The 21,945-nt window shown below is 69.8% G+C and carries 21 protein-coding genes, 1 pseudogene and 1 riboswitch; of the genes and pseudogenes, 9 read left to right on the top strand and 13 right to left on the bottom strand.

What is annotated here, in order from left to right; all coding sequences use genetic code 11:
* The first annotated feature begins 142 nt into the window (after positions 1-142).
* From AC5P09_RS15530 to AC5P09_RS15520, 3 genes are read left to right on the top strand one after another with little or no spacing between them, the layout of a single operon-like run.
* Entirely contained in the window at positions 143-964 is an 822-nt protein-coding gene (locus tag AC5P09_RS15530; protein ID WP_493874557.1) for a hypothetical protein, read from the top strand.
* Between the two features lie 59 nt (positions 965-1,023).
* Entirely contained in the window at positions 1,024-1,704 is a 681-nt protein-coding gene (locus AC5P09_RS15525; RefSeq protein ID WP_493874459.1) for a Uma2 family endonuclease, read from the top strand.
* Positions 1,704-2,273, top strand: coding sequence for a hypothetical protein (locus AC5P09_RS15520; protein ID WP_493874458.1), 570 nt, complete (start codon positions 1,704-1,706; stop codon positions 2,271-2,273). Before AC5P09_RS15525 ends, AC5P09_RS15520 begins: the two co-directional genes overlap by 1 nt.
* Before the next feature lie 7 nt (positions 2,274-2,280).
* Here the strand turns inward: AC5P09_RS15520 and AC5P09_RS15515 are convergent.
* Positions 2,281-2,629: pseudogene (locus AC5P09_RS15515) on the bottom strand (carboxylesterase/lipase family protein); the annotation flags it as partial.
* Between the two features lie 23 nt (positions 2,630-2,652).
* Positions 2,653-3,933, bottom strand: a complete 1,281-nt coding sequence (locus tag AC5P09_RS15510) for an RNA-guided endonuclease InsQ/TnpB family protein (protein WP_493874457.1) — start codon at positions 3,931-3,933, stop codon at positions 2,653-2,655.
* Positions 3,934-3,957: 24 nt separating this feature from the next.
* On the opposite strand from AC5P09_RS15510, the gene tnpA reads away from it, so the two are divergent.
* The gene (gene tnpA, locus AC5P09_RS15505; protein ID WP_493874456.1) at positions 3,958-4,386 is read left to right on the top strand and encodes an IS200/IS605 family transposase; all 429 of its coding nucleotides are present in this window, start codon (positions 3,958-3,960) and stop codon (positions 4,384-4,386) included.
* Positions 4,387-4,479: 93 nt separating this feature from the next.
* Here tnpA and AC5P09_RS15500 read toward each other — a convergent pair whose 3' ends face one another.
* The 6 genes from AC5P09_RS15500 to thrC form a co-directional block, all read right to left on the bottom strand.
* Complete coding sequence (locus AC5P09_RS15500) at positions 4,480-4,728, bottom strand: metallophosphoesterase family protein (protein ID WP_493874455.1); 249 nt, start codon at positions 4,726-4,728, stop codon at positions 4,480-4,482.
* Positions 4,729-4,756: 28 nt separating this feature from the next.
* On the bottom strand, positions 4,757-5,887 hold the full coding sequence (locus AC5P09_RS15495) for an NADH:flavin oxidoreductase (protein WP_493874454.1): 1,131 nt from the start codon (positions 5,885-5,887) through the stop codon (positions 4,757-4,759).
* 195 nt (positions 5,888-6,082) lie between these two features.
* Positions 6,083-7,708, bottom strand: a complete 1,626-nt coding sequence (gene groL / locus AC5P09_RS15490) for a chaperonin GroEL (RefSeq protein WP_266437596.1) — start codon at positions 7,706-7,708, stop codon at positions 6,083-6,085.
* A 320-nt stretch (positions 7,709-8,028) separates the two neighbouring features.
* Positions 8,029-8,235 carry a cold-shock protein gene (locus AC5P09_RS15485; protein ID WP_007493268.1) on the bottom strand — a complete coding sequence of 69 codons (207 nt, stop codon included), beginning with the start codon at positions 8,233-8,235 and terminating at the stop codon, positions 8,029-8,031.
* A 431-nt stretch (positions 8,236-8,666) separates the two neighbouring features.
* Positions 8,667-8,942: a MoaD/ThiS family protein gene (locus AC5P09_RS15480; protein ID WP_307675692.1), complete on the bottom strand. Its 276-nt coding sequence runs from the start codon at positions 8,940-8,942 to the stop codon at positions 8,667-8,669.
* Between the two features lie 84 nt (positions 8,943-9,026).
* On the bottom strand, positions 9,027-10,337 hold the full coding sequence (thrC, locus tag AC5P09_RS15475) for a threonine synthase (protein WP_493874453.1): 1,311 nt from the start codon (positions 10,335-10,337) through the stop codon (positions 9,027-9,029).
* Positions 10,338-10,355: 18 nt separating this feature from the next.
* Positions 10,356-10,514, bottom strand: a riboswitch (SAM riboswitch).
* Between the two features lie 187 nt (positions 10,515-10,701).
* Between thrC and AC5P09_RS15470 the strand changes: the two genes are divergently transcribed.
* The gene (locus AC5P09_RS15470) at positions 10,702-11,646 is read left to right on the top strand and encodes a glucosyl-3-phosphoglycerate synthase (RefSeq protein ID WP_493874452.1); all 945 of its coding nucleotides are present in this window, start codon (positions 10,702-10,704) and stop codon (positions 11,644-11,646) included.
* A 112-nt stretch (positions 11,647-11,758) separates the two neighbouring features.
* Entirely contained in the window at positions 11,759-13,177 is a 1,419-nt protein-coding gene (locus AC5P09_RS15465) for an alpha,alpha-trehalose-phosphate synthase (UDP-forming) (protein WP_493874451.1), read from the top strand.
* A 19-nt stretch (positions 13,178-13,196) separates the two neighbouring features.
* On the opposite strand, the gene otsB is transcribed toward AC5P09_RS15465, so the two are convergent.
* The 3 genes from otsB to AC5P09_RS15450 form a co-directional block, all read right to left on the bottom strand.
* Positions 13,197-14,072 carry a trehalose-phosphatase gene (gene otsB / locus AC5P09_RS15460; RefSeq protein ID WP_493874450.1) on the bottom strand — a complete coding sequence of 292 codons (876 nt, stop codon included), beginning with the start codon at positions 14,070-14,072 and terminating at the stop codon, positions 13,197-13,199.
* Between the two features lie 142 nt (positions 14,073-14,214).
* On the bottom strand, positions 14,215-14,451 hold the full coding sequence (locus tag AC5P09_RS15455) for a DUF3263 domain-containing protein (RefSeq protein WP_266437581.1): 237 nt from the start codon (positions 14,449-14,451) through the stop codon (positions 14,215-14,217).
* A gap of 38 nt (positions 14,452-14,489) precedes the next feature.
* The gene (locus AC5P09_RS15450; RefSeq protein WP_493874449.1) at positions 14,490-15,761 is read right to left on the bottom strand and encodes an ABC transporter substrate-binding protein; all 1,272 of its coding nucleotides are present in this window, start codon (positions 15,759-15,761) and stop codon (positions 14,490-14,492) included.
* Between the two features lie 116 nt (positions 15,762-15,877).
* Between AC5P09_RS15450 and AC5P09_RS15445 the strand changes: the two genes are divergently transcribed.
* The 3 genes from AC5P09_RS15445 (at position 15,878) to AC5P09_RS15435 (ending at position 19,097) form a co-directional block, all read left to right on the top strand.
* Positions 15,878-16,822 carry an ROK family protein gene (locus AC5P09_RS15445; RefSeq protein WP_493874448.1) on the top strand — a complete coding sequence of 315 codons (945 nt, stop codon included), beginning with the start codon at positions 15,878-15,880 and terminating at the stop codon, positions 16,820-16,822.
* Positions 16,823-16,926: 104 nt separating this feature from the next.
* Entirely contained in the window at positions 16,927-18,033 is a 1,107-nt protein-coding gene (nagA, locus tag AC5P09_RS15440) for an N-acetylglucosamine-6-phosphate deacetylase (protein WP_493874447.1), read from the top strand.
* Between the two features lie 134 nt (positions 18,034-18,167).
* Positions 18,168-19,097 carry a 1-phosphofructokinase family hexose kinase gene (locus AC5P09_RS15435; protein ID WP_493874446.1) on the top strand — a complete coding sequence of 310 codons (930 nt, stop codon included), beginning with the start codon at positions 18,168-18,170 and terminating at the stop codon, positions 19,095-19,097.
* 3 nt (positions 19,098-19,100) lie between these two features.
* Here AC5P09_RS15435 and AC5P09_RS15430 read toward each other — a convergent pair whose 3' ends face one another.
* The gene (locus AC5P09_RS15430; protein WP_493874445.1) at positions 19,101-20,039 is read right to left on the bottom strand and encodes a CBM35 domain-containing protein; all 939 of its coding nucleotides are present in this window, start codon (positions 20,037-20,039) and stop codon (positions 19,101-19,103) included.
* A 114-nt stretch (positions 20,040-20,153) separates the two neighbouring features.
* Positions 20,154-21,812 carry a diguanylate cyclase CdgB gene (gene cdgB, locus AC5P09_RS15425; RefSeq protein WP_493874444.1) on the bottom strand — a complete coding sequence of 553 codons (1,659 nt, stop codon included), beginning with the start codon at positions 21,810-21,812 and terminating at the stop codon, positions 20,154-20,156.
* Positions 21,813-21,945: the final 133 nt, after the last annotated feature.

Genomic DNA, 21,945 nt, shown 5'->3' with positions numbered 1-21,945 from the left:
CTCGGGCAACGAGACAGAACAGCCCCCGTCAGGTGCTAGCAACACCTGCGGGGGCTTAACCACAGAGATCGGAACAAGCGATCCCGTGACTGACGCCAAGCTTAGTCCTGCCTTCCTGCCCGCGCACGCCCTCTCCCACCCGATGGCCAGTCCGGGTTACGGAAAACGCTCCGCCCCCGACCAACGCCCCCGCACCGCGCACGACTTCGCCCACCTCCCACCCCGCGAAGCCGCCATCGCCGCGTTCATCGACCGTCTCTCCGACGGCGCCGACATCTCCGTAAAGACGCTGGCCAAGGTGCTGCCGTACGGACAGTGCGCCCTGCGCACCGCCCTCAACCGCCTTCAGGAGGCAGGGCACTTGCGGCGGGGGCGCGAACATCTGACCATCGAGTCCTCCGGCTCCCGATGGATCACTCGATCGTGGTGGTCCCGTACCGCGCGCGACGACGACTGGTGGGCGGCCTTCGCACGAGGTGACGTGCCGGAGGAATCCCGGCCGTCCCCGCCGACCCGCTCCCGCGCCTACATCCTCCTCGCCGCCCTCGGTCGCGAGACCCCCGCGCTCTCCCTCTCCGCCGCCGACTGCGCGGCCCTCGCTCCCCTGGTGACCGAGTGGTACGCCCGCGGCGCCACCGACACAGTCGTACGCCACGCCCTGACCTCCGGCCTCCCCGTCCCGGTCCACAGCCCGGCCGCCTTCCTCCACAAGCGCCTGACCACCAAGCTCCCGCCGGAGCCTGAGCCAGAGCCCGCACCCCGCCCACCCCTCCGCATCCTGGAGTGCGCGAAGTGCCGCGCCCCGGGCCGCGCCGAGGCCCTGCCGGGCGGCATCTGCGGCACATGCCGGGGCGAGCGCGCCCCGGATCACCTCAACGCGCCCCTGCCCGCCCCCGCCATCCACGCTCACGCGGCAGGCATCCGTGCCGCAATGTCCCAACGACGCGAAAGGACACTCGTGTGACTGCTCCTACGGTCCGACATGACCATTCCAGGGCACGATGTGAGGAAGGAGGCAACGCCATGACCCCTGACACCGCTGAGCGCCCGCAGATGTCCGTCGAGGACTTCGAAGAACTCGTCCGCCGGGCTCCAAGGGAGCTGCGGAACCGCTTGGAGTTCCTCGGCGGGAGGCTGTGCGTCCGGCACGGCCCGCTCGATGTCGACGAATTCGAGGAGCTTGCCGCGGTGGCCCCCGAAACCGTGCGGCTGGAGTACATCAACGGAAAGGTAGTAGTCAAGGCCATGCCGGACGGCAACCACACTTCGATCTTCATGTGGCTGCTGCGCCAGTGCATGCAGCATCGCCCCGACCTGGACCTCGCGCCCGAGCGTGGTGTCAAGGCGGAGGCGTACCGCAAGGGCCGCGCCCGGACGGACGGCTTCCTGGCACCGGTGGACCACTTCAAGGGCGACGGCGAGTGGTCCGAAACCGACGGCGCCCTCATGGCCGTCGAGATCACCTCACACGACAAGGACACCGACCAGCGCGACCGCATCGACAAGCCCATCGGCTACGCGGAAGCCGACATCCCCGTCTACCTCCTCATCGACCGCGACAACAACACCCTCACGGTCTTCAGCGAGCCCAAGGACGGCCGGTACCAGCTGTCCTCGTCCTACCCCTGGGGAGCTACCGTGGCGATCCCTCACCCCGTAGGGATCACCCTGCACACCGAAAAACTCAAGGACTACGCGGACTGATGAACCACGCCCAGCTCACCGCCCTGGGCCGCGCCCTCCGTCTCCTCGGGGAGCACGGCGAGGCCCTCACCGGGGACACCCCGGACGGCCGGCTCCATGAGGTCAAGGCCGATCTCAAGCGTGCCCTGGATCTGCTGCAGGACAGCGTCACCGGCGCCGTGCCCTCCACGCGCTGCCCCGAGCACCCGAACGGGCCCGTCGACGAGAACGCCCACGATCTCTGCCTGCTCTGCGAGACCCGGCGCCGCGTGGCCCGCCGCTCCGAGTACAACGGGCCCTCCGCGCAACCGCACCCGAGCGACCCCACGCCCTCCCGGTACGGCGTGCGCGAGGACCGGCCGCAGCCCCAGCAGCGGTGGCTGCCGGAGCTGTGGAACGGACAGGCGTGGCAGTTGTGCGGGACACCGCGCCGGGACCGGCACGAGGCCGAGCTCTATCTGGCCGCCCAGCGGCGCGGACCCCGGGCCGCCATGGCCTACCGGCTCGTGCACGAGTTCACCGACTACGAGGTGCTGCGGGTGTGGGGCACGCCGGTGCGCGTCGACATCGAGCCGCTCGGGAACCTGTAGGGCACGCTCACGCCAGCAGCGGCATCGGCGCGAACTCGTACCCCTCCCACAGCCTCCTCGACGCCTCCTCCGGATACGCCCTGACCTGCGGATCGGCGTCCATGACCTGCACCAGCCGCCGCTGCGTGTCGTACGCCGGCCAGCCCGGGTCGCCCGTCCTCGCGAACGCCGTCCAGGACTCCCGGAAGCGGGACGACAGCGCCCGCCCCTCCGGCGGGACCTCTCCGCCGGGGAACAGCATGATGCCGAGGTCGGCGGCGAACGTACCGAAGAGCAGCGGGATGTCCAGCGCGTGGCAGGCACCCAGCGCGCCTCCGCCCGGGCGCCGTCCAGGTCAGTTCTTGAAGTGCTCTCCTTCGTGAGCGAAGGAGATTCCCTCCTACCTTGCGGTGGTGGGCTTGGCGCGTTTCCGCGTCTGACGACTGCACCTTCCGGCAGCCGGGGCGAGCGCGTGGCCCGCCCGGTATGCGGCGAGAACGTTGCGGGCAGCGTTGGTATCAGCGTTGCCGGACCAGCCGCACGCGGGGTTCCTGCACACGAACACGGCCTGGGACTCCCGGCTGCCTGCGGTGGTATACCGGCAGGCGTGGCAGCGCTGGGAGGTGCCGGGGGCGAGAACCTTGTGGAGGGTTCCGCCGTGCCTGGTGGTCTTGTAGGCCAGCATGGTGGTGGTGCGGCCCCAGGCCTCGGCGTGGATGACCCGGTTGAGACCGGACTTCTGCGCGACCTGAGTGCCGGGGTGGTCCACGGTGCCCTTGGCGGACTTGACCATGTTCGTGATCGTGAGTTGTTCCACCACGACGGTGCCGTAGGTGCGGGCGATGGTCGTGGTGGTCTGGTGCTGCCAGTCGAGGTGTCGGCGCTTGGCTTTCGCGCGCAACCCCGCGATCCGGTCGTACGTGTGGTGCAGCCGGCGGCTGGTGCGCTCACCGGGGTCACGGAAGGACTTCTGGTGCGCGGCCCGCCGCTCCAGCTCCAGGAGCCGGTCCTGTTCCTTCTTCGTGAGCCAGGGCCCGTGGTGGAAGTCGTTGCCGTCCGAGAGCGCCAGCGGGACGGCGATGCCGGCGTCGATGCCGACCTCCGGCCCGGTGTGCGGGGCCGGGGCGGGTTCCAGGGTGGTGATGCGGAAGGCGATGTGCCAGCCGAGGGCGTCCTTGACCAGCCTTGCTCCGGTGATCCGGTTGCCCTTGTCGGCGCGTCTGCCGACGGGCAGGTCCTTGGTCCAGCGGAACTTCACGCGGCCCAGCTTGGGGATGTTGACCATGCCCCAGCGGCGGTGGACCCGGGTCACGTGGAGGTCGCGGCCCTGGGGAACGTCCAGGGTGAGCGGGGTGCGGAAGCGGGCCTTGAACTCGGGCGCGGAGGCGCGGCCCTCCCAGCAGTTCTTCCAGGCCTGGAAGTAGGTTTTCAGCACTGCCTGAGCGGCCTGGGCGGGCAGTCCGCCCATCCAGTCGATCTCCCGGCGGGCCTGGCGGATCGCCGTGTCGGCGGCGTCCAGGGTGCGCTTGTCCCGCGGCAGCATCTGCCACCAGTCGTGCAGGACGTTCCACAGGGCGCGGGCAGTGTGGGCCTGCCCGTCCAGGACTGCTGCCTGGGCAGGGGACAGGGCGAGCCGGGCGCGATGCCCGAACTGCCTCTTCACCAGCCCTGGTTGGTCCATGGCATCGGACACTAGCATTGGTCCATGTCACCCCGATGGACACCAAATCAAATGGTCAGGACCGGTCGCCATGCGGCCTATGACCTTCATGTTCATTTGGTTTTTGTCACTAAGTACCGGCGCGGGGCGTTCACCGACCCGATCCTGACGCGGTGCGAGGAGGTCATGCGGGACGTCTGCACCGACTTCGAAGCCGAGCTCGTGGAGTTCAACGGCGAGCAGGACCATGTACACCTCCTGGTCCGCTACCCGCCCAAGGTCGCCCTGTCCCGCCTCGTCAACTCCCTCAAAGGCGTCTCCTCCCGCCATCTGCGCCGGGAGCACGCCCAGCACCTCCGGCACTATCTGTGGGGCGGCCACCTGTGGTCCGGGTCCTATCTCGCCGCCTCCTGCGCAGGCGCCCCCCTGACCGTCGTCAGCCAGTACATCGAGCAACAGCAACGCCCCGCGTGAAGCAGCGTCCGGCCTCGCCGGAACGAAGCCGCGACACTCCGCGTCGCCACCACGAGATGGCCTTCACCTCCCCCGCAAATGGGGGAGCACTGGTCAAGAACACTGGTAGAACACCGGCGCACCGAGACTCCGCGCGAACTCCCCCACCAGCTCCTTCAGGGCCGTATACGCCTCCACCGCCCCGTCGTCGGCGAGGTCCCCGGTGACGACGATCGCGTCGACGCCCCGCTGGTGCCGGAGTTCGGTGAGCATCAGGCGCAGGGACTCGGTGGCGTTGACGCCGTGCTTGTTGGGGGCGTCGGTGCGTTCCAGATGGGTGTCCGAGAGATGCAGTATCCGCATCTCCCGGACACTAGACGGGAGTTGCAGTTCAGGACAGCGTCTTCAGCGCCGCCGCGTCGTACGGCTTCAGCTCGTCGAAGCGGTCGGCGAGGATCTTCGCCGCCCACTGAGGGTCCTGGAGCAGCGCGCGGCCCACGGCGATCAGGTCGACCTCCTCGGCCTCCAGGCGGTCGAGCAGGTCGTCGATGCCCTTGACCGGGGCGCCCTCGCCCTGGAAGGACTTGATGACGTCGCCGTCGAGGCCGACCGAGCCGACGGTGATGACGGGCTTGCCGGTGAGCTTCTTCGTCCAGCCGGCCAGGTTGAGGTCGGAGCCGTCGAACTCGGGGAGCCAGTAGCGGCGGGTGGAGGCGTGGAAGGCGTCGACCCCGGCCGCGGCGAGCGGGGCGAGGATGGATTCCAGCTCCTCCGGGGTCTCGGCGAGGCGTGCGCTGTACGCCTCCTGCTTCCACTGCGAGTAGCGGAAGATGACCGGGAAGTCGGGCGAGACGGTCTCGCGGACCGCGGCCACGATCTCCTCCGCGAACTTCGCCCGGGCCACCGGGTCACCGCCGTAGGCGTCCGTACGGCGGTTGGTGCCCGCCCACAGGAACTGGTCGACGAGGTAGCCGTGGGCGCCGTGGATCTCCACGCCGTCGAAGCCGATGCGCTCGGCGGCCGCGGCGGCCTCGGCGAACGCGCCGATGACGTCGTCCAGGTCCCGCTGGGTCATCGCCTTGCCGGTGGGCTCGTCCGCGCCGATACGCAGGCCGGAGGGGCCGACGGCGGGGGCGTCGGCGTAGGGCGGCTGGCCCTGCTCGCGCACCATGCCGATGTGCCACAGCTGCGGCACGATGGTGCCGCCCGCCGCGTGCACGTCGGCCGCGACCTTCGCCCAGCCCGCGAGCTGCTCCTCACCATGGAAGCGCGGGATGCTGTCGCTCTGCCCCGCCGACTCGTGGCCGACGTAGGTGCCCTCGGTGACGATCAGGCCGACGCCCGCGGCGGCGCGGCGCGCGTAGTACGACGCCACGTCCGCGCCCGGGATACCGCCCGGGGAGAACGCGCGGGTCATGGGCGCCATCGCGATGCGGTTCGGGACGGTGAGGCCGTTGAGGGCAACGGGCCGGGACAGGACTTTCGCCGCGCGGGAGGTGAACTCGGAGGCGGTGACGGTCACGTGGAGGGCTCCTCTGGAGGTACCAGGCAGTATGTGCGTACGCATAGACAGTACGCACCTGCCAACCGCCCCGTCCGCCACGGCATTCCGCCCGCGCAGTGATCCCGGACACGCCCGAGGGCGGCACCCCCTGCCTTACGACAGGAAGTGCCGCCCTCGAAACGAACGGACCTGATCCGAGCCCTACGAAGAGGCTCAGAAGTCCATGTCACCGCCCGGCATGCCGCCGCCGGCCGGGGCAGCGCCCGCCTTCTCCGGCTTGTCGGCGATGACGGCCTCGGTGGTGAGGAACAGCGCGGCGATGGAGGCTGCGTTCTGCAGAGCGGAGCGCGTCACCTTCGCCGGGTCGATGATGCCCTCGGCGATCATGTCGACGTACTCACCGGTCGCGGCGTTCAGGCCGTGGCCGACGGGCAGGTTGCGCACCTTCTCGACGATGACGCCACCCTCGAGACCACCGTTGACGGCGATCTGCTTGAGCGGGGCCTCCAGGGCGAGCTTCACGGCGTTGGCGCCGGTCGCCTCGTCACCCTCGAGGTCCAGCTTCTCGAAGACCGAGGAGGCCTGGAGCAGGGCCACGCCACCACCGGCGACGATGCCCTCCTCGACGGCCGCCTTCGCGTTGCGAACGGCGTCCTCGATGCGGTGCTTGCGCTCCTTGAGCTCGACCTCGGTCGCGGCACCGGCCTTGATGACGGCCACGCCGCCCGCGAGCTTCGCCAGGCGCTCCTGGAGCTTCTCGCGGTCGTAGTCGGAGTCGCTGTTCTCGATCTCGGCGCGGATCTGGTTGACCCGGCCCTGAACCTGCTCGGAGGAGCCGGCACCGTCGACGATGGTGGTCTCGTCCTTGGTGATGACGACCTTGCGGGCACGGCCCAGAAGGTCGATGGAGGTGTTCTCCAGCTTGAGGCCGACCTCCTCGGAGATGACCTCGCCGCCGGTGAGGATGGCGATGTCGTTCAGCATCGCCTTGCGGCGGTCACCGAAGCCCGGAGCCTTGACGGCGACGGACTTGAAGGTGCCACGGATCTTGTTGACGACCAGGGTCGACAGGGCCTCGCCCTCCACGTCCTCGGCGATGATCAGCAGCGGCTTGCCCGACTGCATGACCTTCTCGAGGAGCGGGAGCAGGTCCTTGACGGAACCGATCTTGGAGTTGGCGATCAGGATGTACGGGTCGTCGAGCGACGCCTCCATACGCTCCATGTCGGTCGCGAAGTACGCCGAGATGTAGCCCTTGTCGAAGCGCATACCCTCGGTGAGCTCAAGCTCAAGACCGAAGGTCTGGGACTCCTCGACGGTGATGACGCCTTCCTTGCCGACCTTGTCCATCGCCTCGGCGATGAGCTCGCCGATCTGGGTGTCGGCGGCGGAGATGGAGGCCGTGGAGGCGATCTGCTCCTTGGTCTCGACATCCTTGGCCTGCTCGAGCAGGGCACCGGAGACGGCCTCGACGGCCTTCTCGATACCGCGCTTGAGAGCCATGGGGTTGGCGCCGGCGGCTACGTTGCGCAGACCCTCGCGCACGAGCGCCTGGGCGAGCACGGTCGCCGTGGTCGTTCCGTCGCCGGCGACGTCGTCCGTCTTCTTGGCGACTTCCTTGACCAGCTCGGCGCCGATCTTCTCGTACGGGTCCTCGAGCTCGATCTCCTTGGCGATGGAAACACCATCGTTGGTGATCGTGGGCGCGCCCCACTTCTTCTCGAGGACGACGTTGCGGCCCTTGGGGCCAAGGGTGACCTTGACGGCGTCGGCGAGCTGGTTCATCCCGCGCTCGAGACCGCGCCGTGCCTCCTCGTCGAACGCGATGATCTTGGCCATGTGAAGTGGTCCTCCCGGACAGGGGGTGGATTTCTCCGGACCGCGCTGGCGCCCGCGACGGACGGCCTGCCTGCCTCGTGGTTCCTTGCCCCACATGGCCTGCGGGCCTCACCGACCCGGTCCTCGTTGTCACTCTCACCTTCAGAGTGCTAACGCCAATGATTAGCACTCGCCCCTGTCGAGTGCAAGCGCCTCTCAGAGGTCGGCACCGCCGCGGGGACCCGGCGCCGGACATGCCGGAGGGCTCGTAACCCATGACTCCCCATGGGATACGAGCCCTCCGAAGAACAGAAGAACGTCGCTGTCAGTCGGCGCGTGCTTCAGCCGGTCGCCAGTCGGACCATGTCCGCCTGCGGCCCTTTCTGGCCCTGCGAGATCTCGAAATCAACCCGCTGACCTTCCTCCAGGGTGCGGTAGCCGTCCATCTGAATCGCGCTGTAGTGGACGAAAACATCCGCACCACCGTCGACCGCGATGAAGCCGTACCCCTTCTCCGCGTTGAACCACTTGACGGTGCCCTGAGCCATGCCTAACTCCCCTATTACTGGCCCTTGCACAGATCCACACTTCGCGGATCCGGGTCAGACCTCACCCCCCACATGGTTGGGGGCGTGCGCCGGAACGCGTCGACCGCGGCCGAATGTATCTGTCCAACTGCCGTCTGCAACAGGTCAATCGGACGAGAATTCTGGACGCGCACGGTCCGGAATGTGGTGAGAATTCACCCGAATTCGGGGCAAGTCGGGCCCCACAAAAAGCACAAAAGCCGCGAAAGAAGCACACACTTTGGCTACTTCTTGTCGGGTGCAAGGTTGAATTCAAGGGCTTACGACCCGCAGGTCGGCATCGCGTTCCCCAACTGTACCGCGCTCAACCATATTGAATTGCCCCCTCCGCTTCTCTCACGGAGGGGGCAATTCGTTGAACTCTCAGTAACCGGCGTTACCGACGGTAATGATCAGCCTCCGGCAACGGCCGGAATGATGGAGACGCCGGCACCGTCCGGGGTCGCGGTCTCCAGTCCCTGCTCGAAGCGGACGTCGTCGTCGTTCACGTACACGTTGACGAACCGACGCAGCTTGCCCTGGTCGTCGAGCACACGGGCGGCGATACCCGTGTGGTTCTTCTCCAGGTCACTGATGACCTCGGCGAGGGTGCCCCCCTCGGCGACGACCTCGGCCTTGCCGCCGGTGTAGGTGCGCAGGATGGTGGGGATGCGGACGGTAACGCTCACGATGTGACCTCCGGTCAGGTAAGCGCCCTGAAGGGGCGCGGGGAACTGCGCGACCAGCCCCCACCGGCCCGCAGACGAATGGAACTAAGCGAGACCAGCCTCACGGAACGACTCAAGGTTCGGACGAATGGTCGCAGTAAGCCCCGTCCCCGCCACCGCATCCAACGTCTTCAGCCCGTCGCCGGTGTTCAGCACGACCGTGGTCTTGGCCGGGTCCAGCAGCCCGTTCTCGATCAGCTTCTTCGCGACGCCGACCGTCACACCACCGGCGGTCTCCGCGAAGATGCCCTCGGTCCGCGCAAGGAGCTTGATCGCATCGACGACCTGCTCGTCGTTGACGTCCTCCACCGCACCGCCCGTACGCCGCGCGATGTCGAGCACGTACGGCCCGTCCGCCGGGTTGCCGATGGCCAGCGACTTGGCGATGGTGTTCGGCTTCTGCGGCCGTACGACGTCGTGTCCGGCCTTGTAGGCGACGGACACCGGCGAGCAGCCCTCGGCCTGCGCGCCGAAGATCTTGTACGGCTTGTCCTCGACGAGCCCGAGCTTGATCAGCTCCTGCAGGCCCTTGTCGATCTTCGTGAGCTGCGAGCCGGAGGCGATCGGGACGACCAGCTGGTCCGGCAGCTGCCAGCCGAGCTGCTCGCAGATCTCGTACGCCAGGGTCTTGGAGCCCTCGGCGTAGTACGGCCGCAGGTTGACGTTGACGAAGCCCCAGCCCTCGCCGGCCGGGTCGCCGATCAGCTCGGAGCAGAAGCGGTTCACGTCGTCGTAGTTGCCCTCGATGCCGACGAGCTCGCCGCCGTAGATCGCGGCCATGACGACCTTGCCCTGCTCCAGGTCGTGCGGGATGAACACGCAGGAGCGGAAGCCGGCGCGGGCCGCCGCGGCGCCCACCGCACCGGCCAGGTTGCCCGTGGAGGAGCAGGAGAGGGTGGTGAAGTCGAAGGCGCGGGCGGCCTCGATGGCCTGGGCGACGACGCGGTCCTTGAAGGAGTGCGTCGGGTTGCCGGAGTCGTCCTTGACGAAGAGCTTGCCGGCGTCGACACCCAGCTCGCGGGCGAGGTTGTCGGCCTTGACGAGCTTGGTCCAGCCGGGGTTGATGTTGGGCTTGTCCGCCACGTCGGCCGGGACGGGCAGCAGCGGCGCGTAGCGCCAGATGTTCGCGGGTCCCGCCTCGATCTGCTTGCGGAGCTCCTCCGTGTCGTATGCGGAGAAGTCGTACGCGATCTCGAGCGGGCCGAAACACTCCTCGCACGCGAAGACCGGGCCGAGGGGCACGCGGTGGCCGCATTCGCGGCAGCTGAGCGCTGCGGCGGGGCCGAGGTCGACGGGGGAGTCCGCGGGGACGTTCGCGGTGGTGTCCGTGGTGCTTGCAACAGTCTGCGCAGCCATGTGAGGCGAGGCCCTTTCTCCTCATCTTCCTCACGACGCATCTCGCCGTGAGACGGATTTGGCACCTTCCCTAGCCGGGGAGCCTCGCTAAAACGATCGTCACTGATCGCTACGAGACCGGCTGGAGGGTTGCCGGGGCTTCATCGGGCCGTATCCCTCTGCCCCTCTGGATGAGCGGTATGTAGTTGTTGATCGTTGAAACGGAACGCCGACCCCGACATGCGATGGTCATCAGCGTTGTTCAAGACTGTAACCGAAGGCCAGGACAGTTGAGATAGCCGTCCGAACCGCGAGATGGATCACATGTTCCACCAAGAGGCATGGATCACACGCTCGCCGAGAGAACGCAGAGGAGCCGCGCACCGTGCTGAATGAGGTCGAGCGTTGGCTGAGCACTCGCTCCTGGTCGAAGACCGATCGCCCGCTCCACAAGATCCTGGCAGCGAAACGCGCCACGCGACAGTCGGTCAGTGTCGTGCTGCCCGCGCTCAACGAGGAGGAGACGGTCGGTGACATCGTCGCCGTGATCCGTCACGACCTCATGCAACAGGTCCCGCTCGTCGACGAGATCGTCGTCGTCGACTCGGGATCGACCGACCGCACGTCCGAGGTGGCAGCCGCCGCGGGGGCCCGGGTCGTCCACCGCGACGACATACTCCCCCGCATACCGGTCGCCCCCGGCAAGGGCGAGGTGCTCTGGCGCTCGCTCCTGGCCACCAACGGCGACATCATCTGCTTCATCGACGCCGACCTGAAGGAGTTCTCCTCCGACTTCGTCTCCGGGATCGTGGGGCCGCTGCTCACCGAACCCGGGGTCCAGCTGGTCAAGGGGATGTACGACCGTCCCCTCGGCGGCGCTGCCGGTCAGGGCGGCCGGGTCACCGAACTGATGGCCCGCCCGCTGCTGAACATGCACTGGCCGCAGCTGGCCGGTTTCGTACAGCCGCTCGGCGGTGAGTACGCGGCCCGCCGCTCGCTCCTCGAACAGCTCCCCTTCCCGGTGGGCTACGGCGTGGAGCTGGGCATGCTGGTCGACGCCCTGCACCTGGTGGGCCTCGACGCGCTCGCCCAGGTCGACGTCGGGGTGCGCAAGCACCGCCACCAGGACGGCCAGGCACTGGGCCGCATGTCCGCCGCGATCTACCGCACGGCCCAGCTCCGGCTGGCCCGCGGGCACCTGATCCGTCCCTCCCTCACCCAGTTCGAACGGGGCGAGGACGGCTTCGAGCCGCGCACCTACTCCGTGGACACGGAGGAGCGGCCGCCGATGGTGGAGATCGCGGAGTACGCGCATCGAAAGGTCGCCTGACCGGGTGTGTTCCGGCATCCGAGGGCCGTACGAAGGCCGTACAGGGGCCGTATACGGCCCTCGGAGCCGCCCGAACGTTTGATTGTTTCCGGGCCGGGCTAGGTTGTGGCGTATGGCTTCAACGCAGGCTGCTCGGAGTGCTGAGGTACTCGTCGCGTCCAACCGCGGCCCGGTTTCGTACGAGGTGCGCCCAGACGGTACGGGCGGCTCGCTCCACGCCAAACGGGGTGGCGGCGGGCTGGTCTCGGGACTGTCCGCCATCGGGTCCGACGCGGGCACGCTGTGGGTGTGCTCGGCGCTCGGCGACGGCGACCGCGAGGCGGTACGGCGCGGCGTCGGCGAGCCGGGCGTCCGCATGCTCGACATCCCTGCCGACGTGCACGCCGACGCGTACAACGGCATCGCCAACTCCGTGCTGTGGTTCGTCCACCACATGCTGTACCAGACCCCGCTGGAGCCGGTCTTCGACGCGGAGTTCCGGCGGCAGTGGGCGTCGTACGAGACGTACAACCGCGCGTTCGCCCAGGCGCTGGCCGAGGACGCGACCGAGGGCGCGGCGGTCGTCGTGCAGGACTACCACCTCGCCCTGGTCCCGGGCATGCTCCGCGAGCTGCGCCCCGACCTGCGGATCGGCCACTTCTCCCACACGCCGTGGGCGCCGCCGGAGTACTTCCGGATGCTGCCGGACGACATCGCCGGCCAGCTCCTGCGCGGCATGCTCGGCGCGGACCGGCTGGGCTTCCTCACCCACCGCTGGGCGGACGCCTTCACCGCGTGCTGCAAGGAGTTCGTCGGGGGACTTGGGGACACGCAGATCGGCGTGCACGGGCTGGGCGCGGACGCGGACTTCCTGCGGAAGCGGGCGCACGAGGCGGACGTCGAGGAGCGGATCGGGTCGCTGCGGGCGGAGATCGGCGAGGCGCCGGACGGGACCGCGCGGAAGGCGATCGTCCGGGTCGACCGCACCGAGCTGTCCAAGAACATCGTGCGGGGCCTGCTCGCCTTCCGGCAGCTGCTCGACGACCACCCCGAGTGGCGCGAGCGGGTGGTGCACGTGGCGTTCGCCTACCCGTCCCGCCAGGACCTCGCCGTGTACCGGGAGTACATGGCGGAGGTGCAGCGGCTGGCAGACGAGATCAACGCGGCGTACGGCACGCCGGGCTGGACCCCGGTCCTGCTCCACCTGAAGGACGACTTCGCCCGCTCCCTTGCCGCGTACCGCCTCGCCGACGTGGCCCTCGTCAACCCCATCCGGGACGGCATGAACCTCGTCGCGAAGGAGGTCCCGGTGGTCTCCGACGAGGGGTGCGTGCTGGTGCTGTCGCGGGAGGCGGGGGCGTTCGAGGAGCTGGGCGAGGACGCGATCGCCGTCAACCCGTACGACGTGGTCGGGACGGCGGGCGCGCTGCACGCGGCGCTCATCATGCCGGCGGGCGAACGGGCCGAGCGGACGAAGCGGCTCACCGCGGCGGCGACGGCCCTGCCGCCGGCGCAGTGGTTCCTGGAGCAGCTGGGTGCGCTGAAGGCCTGATCCCGGAGGGAGTCAGGAGTCAGTCCCGACCGAGCCGCGTCGCGAGGGCCCGCAGCAGGCCTACGACCCCCTCCGGGCCGTCGACGACCACGTCCGCCCGCTCTCGCAGCTCGGCGACCTCGTCGCTGCCGCTGCAGACCAGCAGGCCCGGGGTGCCGTCGGAGCGGAGTTTGTCGACGGCGGCGAAGGCGGGGAGGTCGCCGAGGTCGTCGCCGGCGTAGAGGACGGACGTGGCGTCGATCTCACGGACGTACTCCAGGAGGGCGACGCCCTTGTCCATCCCCGGCGGACGGAGTTCGAGGACGAGCCGGCCGGGCTCGACAATCAGGCCGTGACGGGTGGCCAGCTCGGTGAGGGGATCGCGCAGGGCCTCGAACGCGGCCTGCGGATCGGCGGCCCGCCGGGTGTGTACGGCGACCGCGCGCCCCTTCTCCTCGACCCACGCCCCCTGCCCGACACCGGCCCCGCCGAGCACGCCCGGCAACTCGGCGAGGGCGGCGGCGACACCGGGGTGCGGGGCGGGGGCGCTGACGGTTCCCGTACGGGCATCCCAGCGCTCGGCGCCGTAATGCCCGAGGACGACGAGGTGCTCCAGCCCCGGAACCCCGGCGAAGCCCCCGTTCCGAACGGCCACCGCGGCCGGGCGGCCGGTGACCACGGCGACGGCGGCGACCTTCGGAGCGAGCGCGGCCAGCGCGGGTACGGCGTCCGGGTGCGCCCGGGCCTGGTCTGGATCCGCCACGATCGGGGCGAGGGTGCCGTCGAAGTCGACGGCGACGACCGCGCGCCCGGGCCTGGCGAGAAGGGCGTCGAGCCCGTCCCGCCCCGCCGGGGTCGCAGGCGTCGGCAGAGGGTCAGTGAGGTTCGGGTCTGTGGAGTCCGTGTGGCTGCCCATGAGTCGACCTTAACGGCGTATCCCTACCGCCTGGGGGCTCCGCCCCCAGCCCCCCGGACCTATGCCCACCCACCACCCGTCTCGGTGTCTTGAATGGTCACCTCTCGACCCACCGAGTCGAAGGCCGAAAGGGGCGGCGCTCCTACCGCTCCGCCCGCCGTGCGTCCCGTACCCGCCGCAACCGGTTCACCGTCACCGGGTCGAACGCCAACGCCCGCGCGTCGTCCAGCAACGCGTTCAGCAGCTGGTAGTAGCGCACCGGCGCCAGCCCCAGCTCCTCCCGTATCGCCCGCTCCTTCAGCCCGGGCCCGCTGAACCCACGCCGCTCCAGCGCGAGAATCTCCCGCTCCCTGCGATCCAGGTCCCGCTCCTCGTCCATACCCGCACGCTAGCCGCCAGCACTGACACCGGCACCCGTCACTCGGTGGTCTGCGCCGCCGCAGCCGTCGCCTGGAGCCGGCTCAGCACCGTCGCCGGGCTCCCGTTCGACGCCACGGCGGCCCCGATCCGCTGCTTCACGGCCGCGCTGACCCGCGCCCAGGACGTCTCCCCCACCGGATACGTCTCGGACAGCGGTAGCTCGTCGAGGAACGGCTTGAGGTCGGCGTCCTGCTTCGCCGCGCTCATGACCGCGGAGGCGGAGTTGGTGACCGGGAGCAGGTCGTACTCCCGGGAGAAGGCAAGGACGTTCTTCTCGCTGTAGACGAAGTCGAGGAAGTCGCCGATCTGTTCGGCGTGCCCGTTCTCCTTGAAGGCGGTCATCCAGTCGGCGACCCCCATGGAGAGCTTGCTCTCGCCGTCCTTGCCGGGCATCGGCACCATGCCGAACTTCACGCCCTTCTTGGCGGCCATCTTCATCAGCGAGGGGTGCCCGTTGAGCATGCCGACGTCCCCGTTCGCGAACGCGGCGAACGCGTCGGCCCGGTCGAGCTTCCCGGGCGCGACCGGCCCGGTCAGTCCCTTGGCGACGAGGTCGTTCTTCAGCCAGGTGAAGGTGCCGGTGTTCTCCGAGGAGTCGATGCTGTACGTGCCGAGCGTGTCGGTGTAACCGCCCCCGCCGCTGAGCAGCCACTGCATGGTCTCGGCCTGCGCCTCCTCCGGCCCGAGCGGCAGCGCGTACGGGTACTTCACGCCCTGGGCCTTCAGCGCCTCGGCGTCCGTGGCCAGCTCGTCCCAGGTGGTCGGCGGGGTGATGCCGGCCTCGGTGAAGAGGGTCTTGTTGTAGAAGAGCAGCCGGGTGGAGGCGGCGAACGGCATGCCGTACTGGACGCCGTTCACCTCGCCCGCGTCAGAGAGCTGGTGGATCCAGTCGGCCTGGACGGGTATGGAGACCAGGTCCTCGGCCTTGTAGAGCTCGTCCGCGTCCGCGTAGTCGGCGTACGCGCCGATCTGCGCCATGTCGGGCGCCTTGCCGGCGTCGACCAGTTCCTTGACCTTGCGGTCGACATCGCTCCAGGAGTACACGCTCACGTCGACCTGTACCCCGTCGTGCTCCGACTCGTACTCCTTGACCAGCGCGTCCCAGTACTTCTTCGAGCTGTTGGCCGTGCTGTCGCCGTAGTCGGCGGCGACCAGCTTCAGCGTCACCTCGCCCGAGTCCCCGGTGAGCCCGCAGCCCCCGAGGACCGCCGTCAGACCCAGTGCGGACACCGCCGCGATCGTTCCCGCCCTACCCCGCTGCACTGCCATCGCTCCAACATCGTCGATCATCGAAACTCTCGAAAGGTCATACATATTGCTCCCACAAGGTCTACACCACGTGAGTGGACTAGACCTCTTGAGGGTTCACGGGCCAGACTGTCCCCGTGAAACACGTCATCGCCCTCGATGTGGGCGGCACCGGGATGAAGGCCGCCCTCGTCGGGGCGAGCGGCGAGCTACTGCACCAGGCCCGCCGCGCCACCGGGCGCGAGCGCGGGCCGGACGCGGTCGTCGAAGGCATCCTCGGCTTCGCCGCCGAGCTGCGCGCGTACGGCATCGAGCGCCTCGGCGAGCCCGCGGCCGCCGCCGGCGTCGCCGTCCCCGGCATCGTCGACGAGGACCGCGGCATCGCCGCCTACTCGGCCAACCTGGGCTGGCGTGACGTACCCCTGCGCGAGCTGCTCGGCGAGCGACTCGGCGGTGTCCCGGTCGCCCTCGGCCACGACGTGCGCACCGGCGGCCTCGCGGAGGGCCGGATCGGCGCGGGCAAGGGCGCCGACCGTTTCCTGTTCGTGCCGCTGGGCACCGGCATCGCGGGCGCCATCGGTATCGGCGGCCGGGTGGAGGCGGGTGCCCACGGCTTCGCGGGCGAGATCGGTCACATCGTCGTACGGCCCGGGGGGACCGCCTGTCCGTGCGGGCAGCGCGGCTGTCTGGAGCGGTACGCGTCCGCGGCGGCGGTGAGCGAGGCGTGGGCGGCGGCCTGCGGGGACCCCGGCGCGGACGCGGCCGACTGCGCGAAGGCCGTCGCGTCCGGCGACCCGGAGGCCGTACGGGTATGGCAGGACGCCGTCGACGCCCTCGCCGACGGCCTGGTCACCGCCCTCACCCTGCTGGACCCGCGCACGCTCATCATCGGTGGCGGGCTCGCCGAGTCGGGGGAAACCTTGTTCACACCCCTGCGGGACGCCGTGCAGCGCCGGGTCACCTTCCAGAAACTGCCGTCGATCGTCCCGGCGGCCCTCGGGGACACCGCCGGATGCCTCGGTGCGGGCCTGCTGGCCTGGGATCTGCTCGACAACACGGACCGTACGGAGGTAACCGCCTGATGGCCAACGTCCCAGGGGCGCGGGGAACCGCGCGACCAGCCCCCCACCACCCGCAGACCGCGACCGGCGAAGGACCCACGATTCTCACCGGTGCCAAGGTGGTCATGCCCACAGGGACCGTCCAAGGCGGCCGGATCGTCGTCGAGGGCACCCGTTTCGCCGGTGCCGCCCCGGAGAACGCCCACCTCATCGACGTATCCGGCCACTGGCTTGTCCCCGGTTTCATCGACATCCACAACCACGGCGGCGGCGGAGCCTCCTTCACCTCCGGAACGGTCGACGAGGTCCTCAAGGGCATCCACACCCACCGTCTGCACGGCACCACGACCCTCGTCGCCTCCACGGTCACCGGTGACATGGACTTCCTGGCCCAGCGGGCCGGGCTGCTGTCCGAGCTGGCCGAGCAGGGCGAGATCGCCGGGATCCACTTCGAGGGGCCGTTCATCTCGCCGTGCCGCAAGGGCGCGCACTCCGAGGAGCTGCTGCGCGACCCAGACCCGGCGGAGGTCCGCAAGCTGATCGACGCGGCGCGGGGGAAGGCGAAGATGGTCACCCTCGCCACCGAGCTGCCCGGCGGCATCGACTCCGTACGCCTGCTGGCCGAACACGGCGTGATCGCGGCGATCGGGCACACGGACGCGACGTACGAGCAGACGGTGGAGGCCATCGAGGCCGGTGCCACGGTCGCCACCCACCTCTTCAACGCGATGCCGGCGCTCGGTCACCGCGCCCCCGGCCCGATCGCCGCCCTCCTGGAGGACGAGCGGATCACGGTCGAGCTGATCAACGACGGCACGCATCTCCACCCGGCCTCCCTCCAGCTGGCGTTCCACCACGCGGGCGCGGACCGGGTGGCGTTCATCACGGACGCGATGGACGCGGCCGGCTTCGGCGACGGGCGGTACATGCTCGGCCCGCTGGAGGTGGAGGTGGCCGACGGCGTGGCCCGCCTGGTGGAGGGCGGCTCGATCGCGGGCTCCACCCTCACCCTGGACCGCGCGTTCAAGCGGGCGGTGACGCTCGACGGGCTGTCGGTCGAGGACGCGGTCGCCGCGCTCTCCGCCAACCCGGCCCGCCTGCTCGGCATGGACGACACGGTCGGTTCCCTGGAGCCCGGCAAGGACGCCGACCTGGTGCTCCTGGACGCCGACTTCGACCTCAAGGGCGTGATGCGCCGCGGCGAATGGGTGGTCGATCCCCAACTGGGGTGATCTGTCCGTCTGTTGAGGACGCGGTTGTCCTGTCAAACTGGGAGGACCGTCGTCCGTTTGGCATGATCGCCCTCCGGACAGTCAGCCGGACGGCAAGCGCGTCCTGCGTTTCTCCTCGGGGGAGGACGAACCAGGTGATCCTCACGGTCACGCTGAACACCGCTCTCGACATCACCTATCGCGTACGGTCCCTGCGTCCGCACACCTCCCACCGCGTCACGGACGTGACCGAACGCCCGGGCGGCAAGGGCGTGAACGTGGCCCGGGTCCTCGCCGCCCTCGGCCACGAGGTGACGGTCACGGGCTTCGCGGGCGGCGCAACGGGACGGGCCGTACAGGACCGACTCACCACTGCGGACGGCGTGCTGGACGCGCTGGTCCCGGTCACCGGCGCCACCCGCCGCACGATCGCCGTCGTGGACGAACACACCGGCGACACGACCCAGCTCAACGAGCCCGGCCCGACGGTCACCCCGGCCGAGTGGTCCGCCTTCCAGGAGGCGTACGAGGATCTCGTCCCGTCGGCGTCCGCGGTGGCCCTGTGCGGCAGCCTGCCGCCGGGGGTGCCGGTGGGGGCGTACGCGGGACTCGTGCGGACCGCGAAGGCGGCCGGCGTCCCCGTCCTCCTCGACACGAGCGGGGAGGCACTGCGGCGCGGGGTGGCCGCCCGCCCCGACATCGTGAAGCCGAACGCCGACGAACTGGCCGAACTCACGGGCTCCCACGATCCGTTGCGCGCCACCCAGGACGCCCGCCGCCGCGGCGCCCGCTCCGTCGTCGCCTCCCTGGGCCCCGAGGGCCTGCTCGCCCTCACCCCAGAGGGCCGCTGGCGAGCCACCCCACCCACCCGAGTCCACGGCAACCCGACCGGCGCCGGCGACTCCACGGTCGCGGGCCTGCTCTCGGGCCTGGTGGAAGACCTCCCGTGGCCGTCCCGACTGGCCCGCGCGGTCGCCCTCGCGGCGGCGACGGTGGTGGCGCCGGTGGCGGGGGAGTTCGACCGGGGGGCTTACGAGGAGCTGGTGGGGCGGGTGACGGTGACGGGGGAGGTCAGCGCGGCCTGAGGACTACGACTTGACCCAGCCGTTGACCAGCCACATCTGGTCGAGAAGGGCGTCGCACTGGTTGCCCTGCTCGCAGGAGACCTTGATGGTGTTGGTGCCCTTGTTGAGCTGGACGTAGTTGTAGGTCTGCGTCCAGCCCTTCTCGTAGTCGCCCTCGGGGGCGTTCGCCCAGTTCTTCAGGTCGACCGGCGTGGTGGAAGGCGTCCCGTTGACCGTGAGGGTGGCGTTCTGGTCCTTGCCGGGGACGCTGTAGCCGACGTACACGGTGTACTTGCCTGACTTGGGGATGCCGTTGACGGTCCAGGTGACTGAGGAGCCGACCTGATTGAAGCCGGTGACGTAGAAACCGCCGTCGGCCTTGGCGCCCTTGACGTCGGAGGCGGTCGTGGCGGTGCCGCCGAGGGCCAGCGCCTTCGCGTCGATCGTCGGCAGGTCCTCCTCGCTCGCCGCGCTGTTGCTGTTCGACGGGCTCGGCTCGCTGCTCTGCGAAGTCGTCGGCGAAGTCGACGCCTCGTTCCCGCCCGCACTGTTGTCCCCGTCGCCGCCCATCATCGCCACCCCGATGCCGATGACGACCGCCGCGACGACCGCGATCGCGCCGATCAGCAGTCCCTTGGTGTTGGGGCCGCGGCGGCCGCCGCCGTCGTTGTAGGACGGCTGCGGCTGCTGGGTGGTGGGGGCGCTGCCCGGGAAGGTCTCGGGGGCCGCGTAGTGCGCGTTCGGCTGCTGCGGGACCTGGCCGTAGGGCGCGGTCGCGGCGGCCGGGGCCTGCTGGCCGTACTGCCGCTGACCGACCGCTCGCACCCGGTTGACGGAGCCCGGATAGCCGTAGCCGCCGGCACCGGAGGGCGGCTGGGCGCCGTTGGCCTGGCCGTCGGCGTACAGATAGCCGAACGGGTCATCGTCCTCGGGCGTGCTCGCGCCGTTGTTGCCGGCCGTCATCCCTTGGTCTCCTAGCAGGTGCGGGTGCGATGGGTGTGGTGAGAAGGGCGAGCCTACCCGCTCCTGATGGCCCAAACGGGTGACTCAGATCGCATCAGCTCGCTGACCTGGGGCTCAGCCCGCGCGTCTGTGTTGTTTGGGACGCGATCGTTTCTCTACGTACATCCGCTCGTCAGCCGACTTCAGCACCTCGTCCGCGGTCATCCCGCAGGACGCCCAGCCGATGCCGAAACTGGCGCCGACCCGCATGGCCCGGCCGTCGACCCGGATGGGCTGGATGATCTCGTTGCGCAGGCGTACGGCGAGGTCCTGGGCGTCGGCCCGGCCGAGGCCGTCGGCCAGCACCACGAACTCGTCGCCGCCGAGCCGGGCCACCGTGTCGCCGTCGCGGACGGCGCCGGACAGCCGTCGGGCGACCTCGATGAGAACCGCGTCACCCGCGTTGTGCCCGAACCGGTCGTTGATCGACTTGAAGCCGTCGAGGTCGCAGAAGAGGACCGCGAGCCCCTTGGCGCCGTCGTCACGTTCACCCTCAGGGGCGACGGTGTGCACGTGGTGGTCGTAGCCGTCGTACACCTCGACACCGGTCGACGGGAAGTCGAAGCCGTGGCCGTTGGCGTCGAAGGCGGGGTGGCCGTAGGCCGAGTCCACCGGCTCGAGGGCGCCCGCGTGCCCGGCGCGCCGGCACAGGCGGGAGGAGAGCCGGGAGCGCAGCTCGGCGGAGTTCGGCAGGCCGGTCAGCGCGTCGTGCGAGGCGCGGTGGGCGAGCTGCAGCTCGCGGCGCTTGCGGTCCTCGATGTCCTCGACGTGCGTGAGCAGAAACCGGGGGCCGTCGGCGGCGTCGGCGACGACGGAGTTGCGCAGGTGGACCCAGACGTACGTGCCGTCGCGGCGCCCGAGCCGGAGTTCCGCGCGGCCGCCCTCGGCGGAGGTGCGGAGCAGGGTGCCTATGTCCTCGGGGTGGACGAGGTCGGAGAAGGAGTAGCGGCGCATCGCGGAGGCGGGGCGGCCCAGCAGGCGGCACAAAGCGTCGTTGGTCCGCAGGATCCGGCCGTGCTGGTCGCCGCCCATCTCGGCGATGGCCATGCCGGAGGGGGCGTACTCGAAGGCCTGCCGGAAGCTTTCCTCGCTGGCCCGCAGGGCCTGCTGCTCCCTTTCGAGCCTGACCAGGGCGCGCTGCATATTGGCACGTAGACGCGCGTTGCTGATCGCGATGGCGGCCTGGAAGGCGTACATCTGGAGCGCTTCGCGGCCCCAGGCGCCCGGACGGCGGCCGTTGCGCGGCCGGTCCACGGAGAGCACGCCGATCAGTTCGCCGCACGAGCCGCCGCCCGAGGGGGCGGGGGTGTACATGGGGGCGAAGAGCCGGTCGGAGGGGTGCCACTCGTCCTCGAAGCGGGGTGCGGGTCCGTCGGTGTACCACTGCGGTACGTCGTCGTCGTCGAGAACCCAGCCCTCGGTGTGCGGGATGAAGACCAGGTCGCCCCAGTTCTCGCCCATGCTCAGCCGGCGCTCCCAGGACTCGCGGGAGCCGACGCGGCCGGTGATCAGCGCCTCGGCGGCCGCGTTGCCGGAGAAGGCGGCTACGACGAGATCGCCGTCGGGCCGTACGAGGTTCACGCACGCCAGCTCGTAACCGAGGGCCTGGACCACGCCGTCGGACACGGTCTGCAGGGTGTCCGCGAGGCTGCGGGCCGTGTTCATGTCGGCCATGACCTGATGCAGCTGACGCAGGGACGCAAGGCGGACGTAGGGCTCCGACTCGGTCTCCATGCTCGCCCTCCCCCCGAGACCTCGCAGCGAATCAAGGGTTCTCATCGGCGTATCGTCCTGGCAGCTTCCCCGCCACTGAATCACAGCGCGCTGCTCACTCGGTACACAGGGTCAACAATTAGTCCCTCTTGTG

The sequence above is a fragment of the Streptomyces sp. a15 genome (assembly GCF_059026085.1).
The sequence above is the reverse complement of the archived record's forward strand: the minus strand, read 5'-3'. Positions and strand labels throughout refer to the sequence as shown.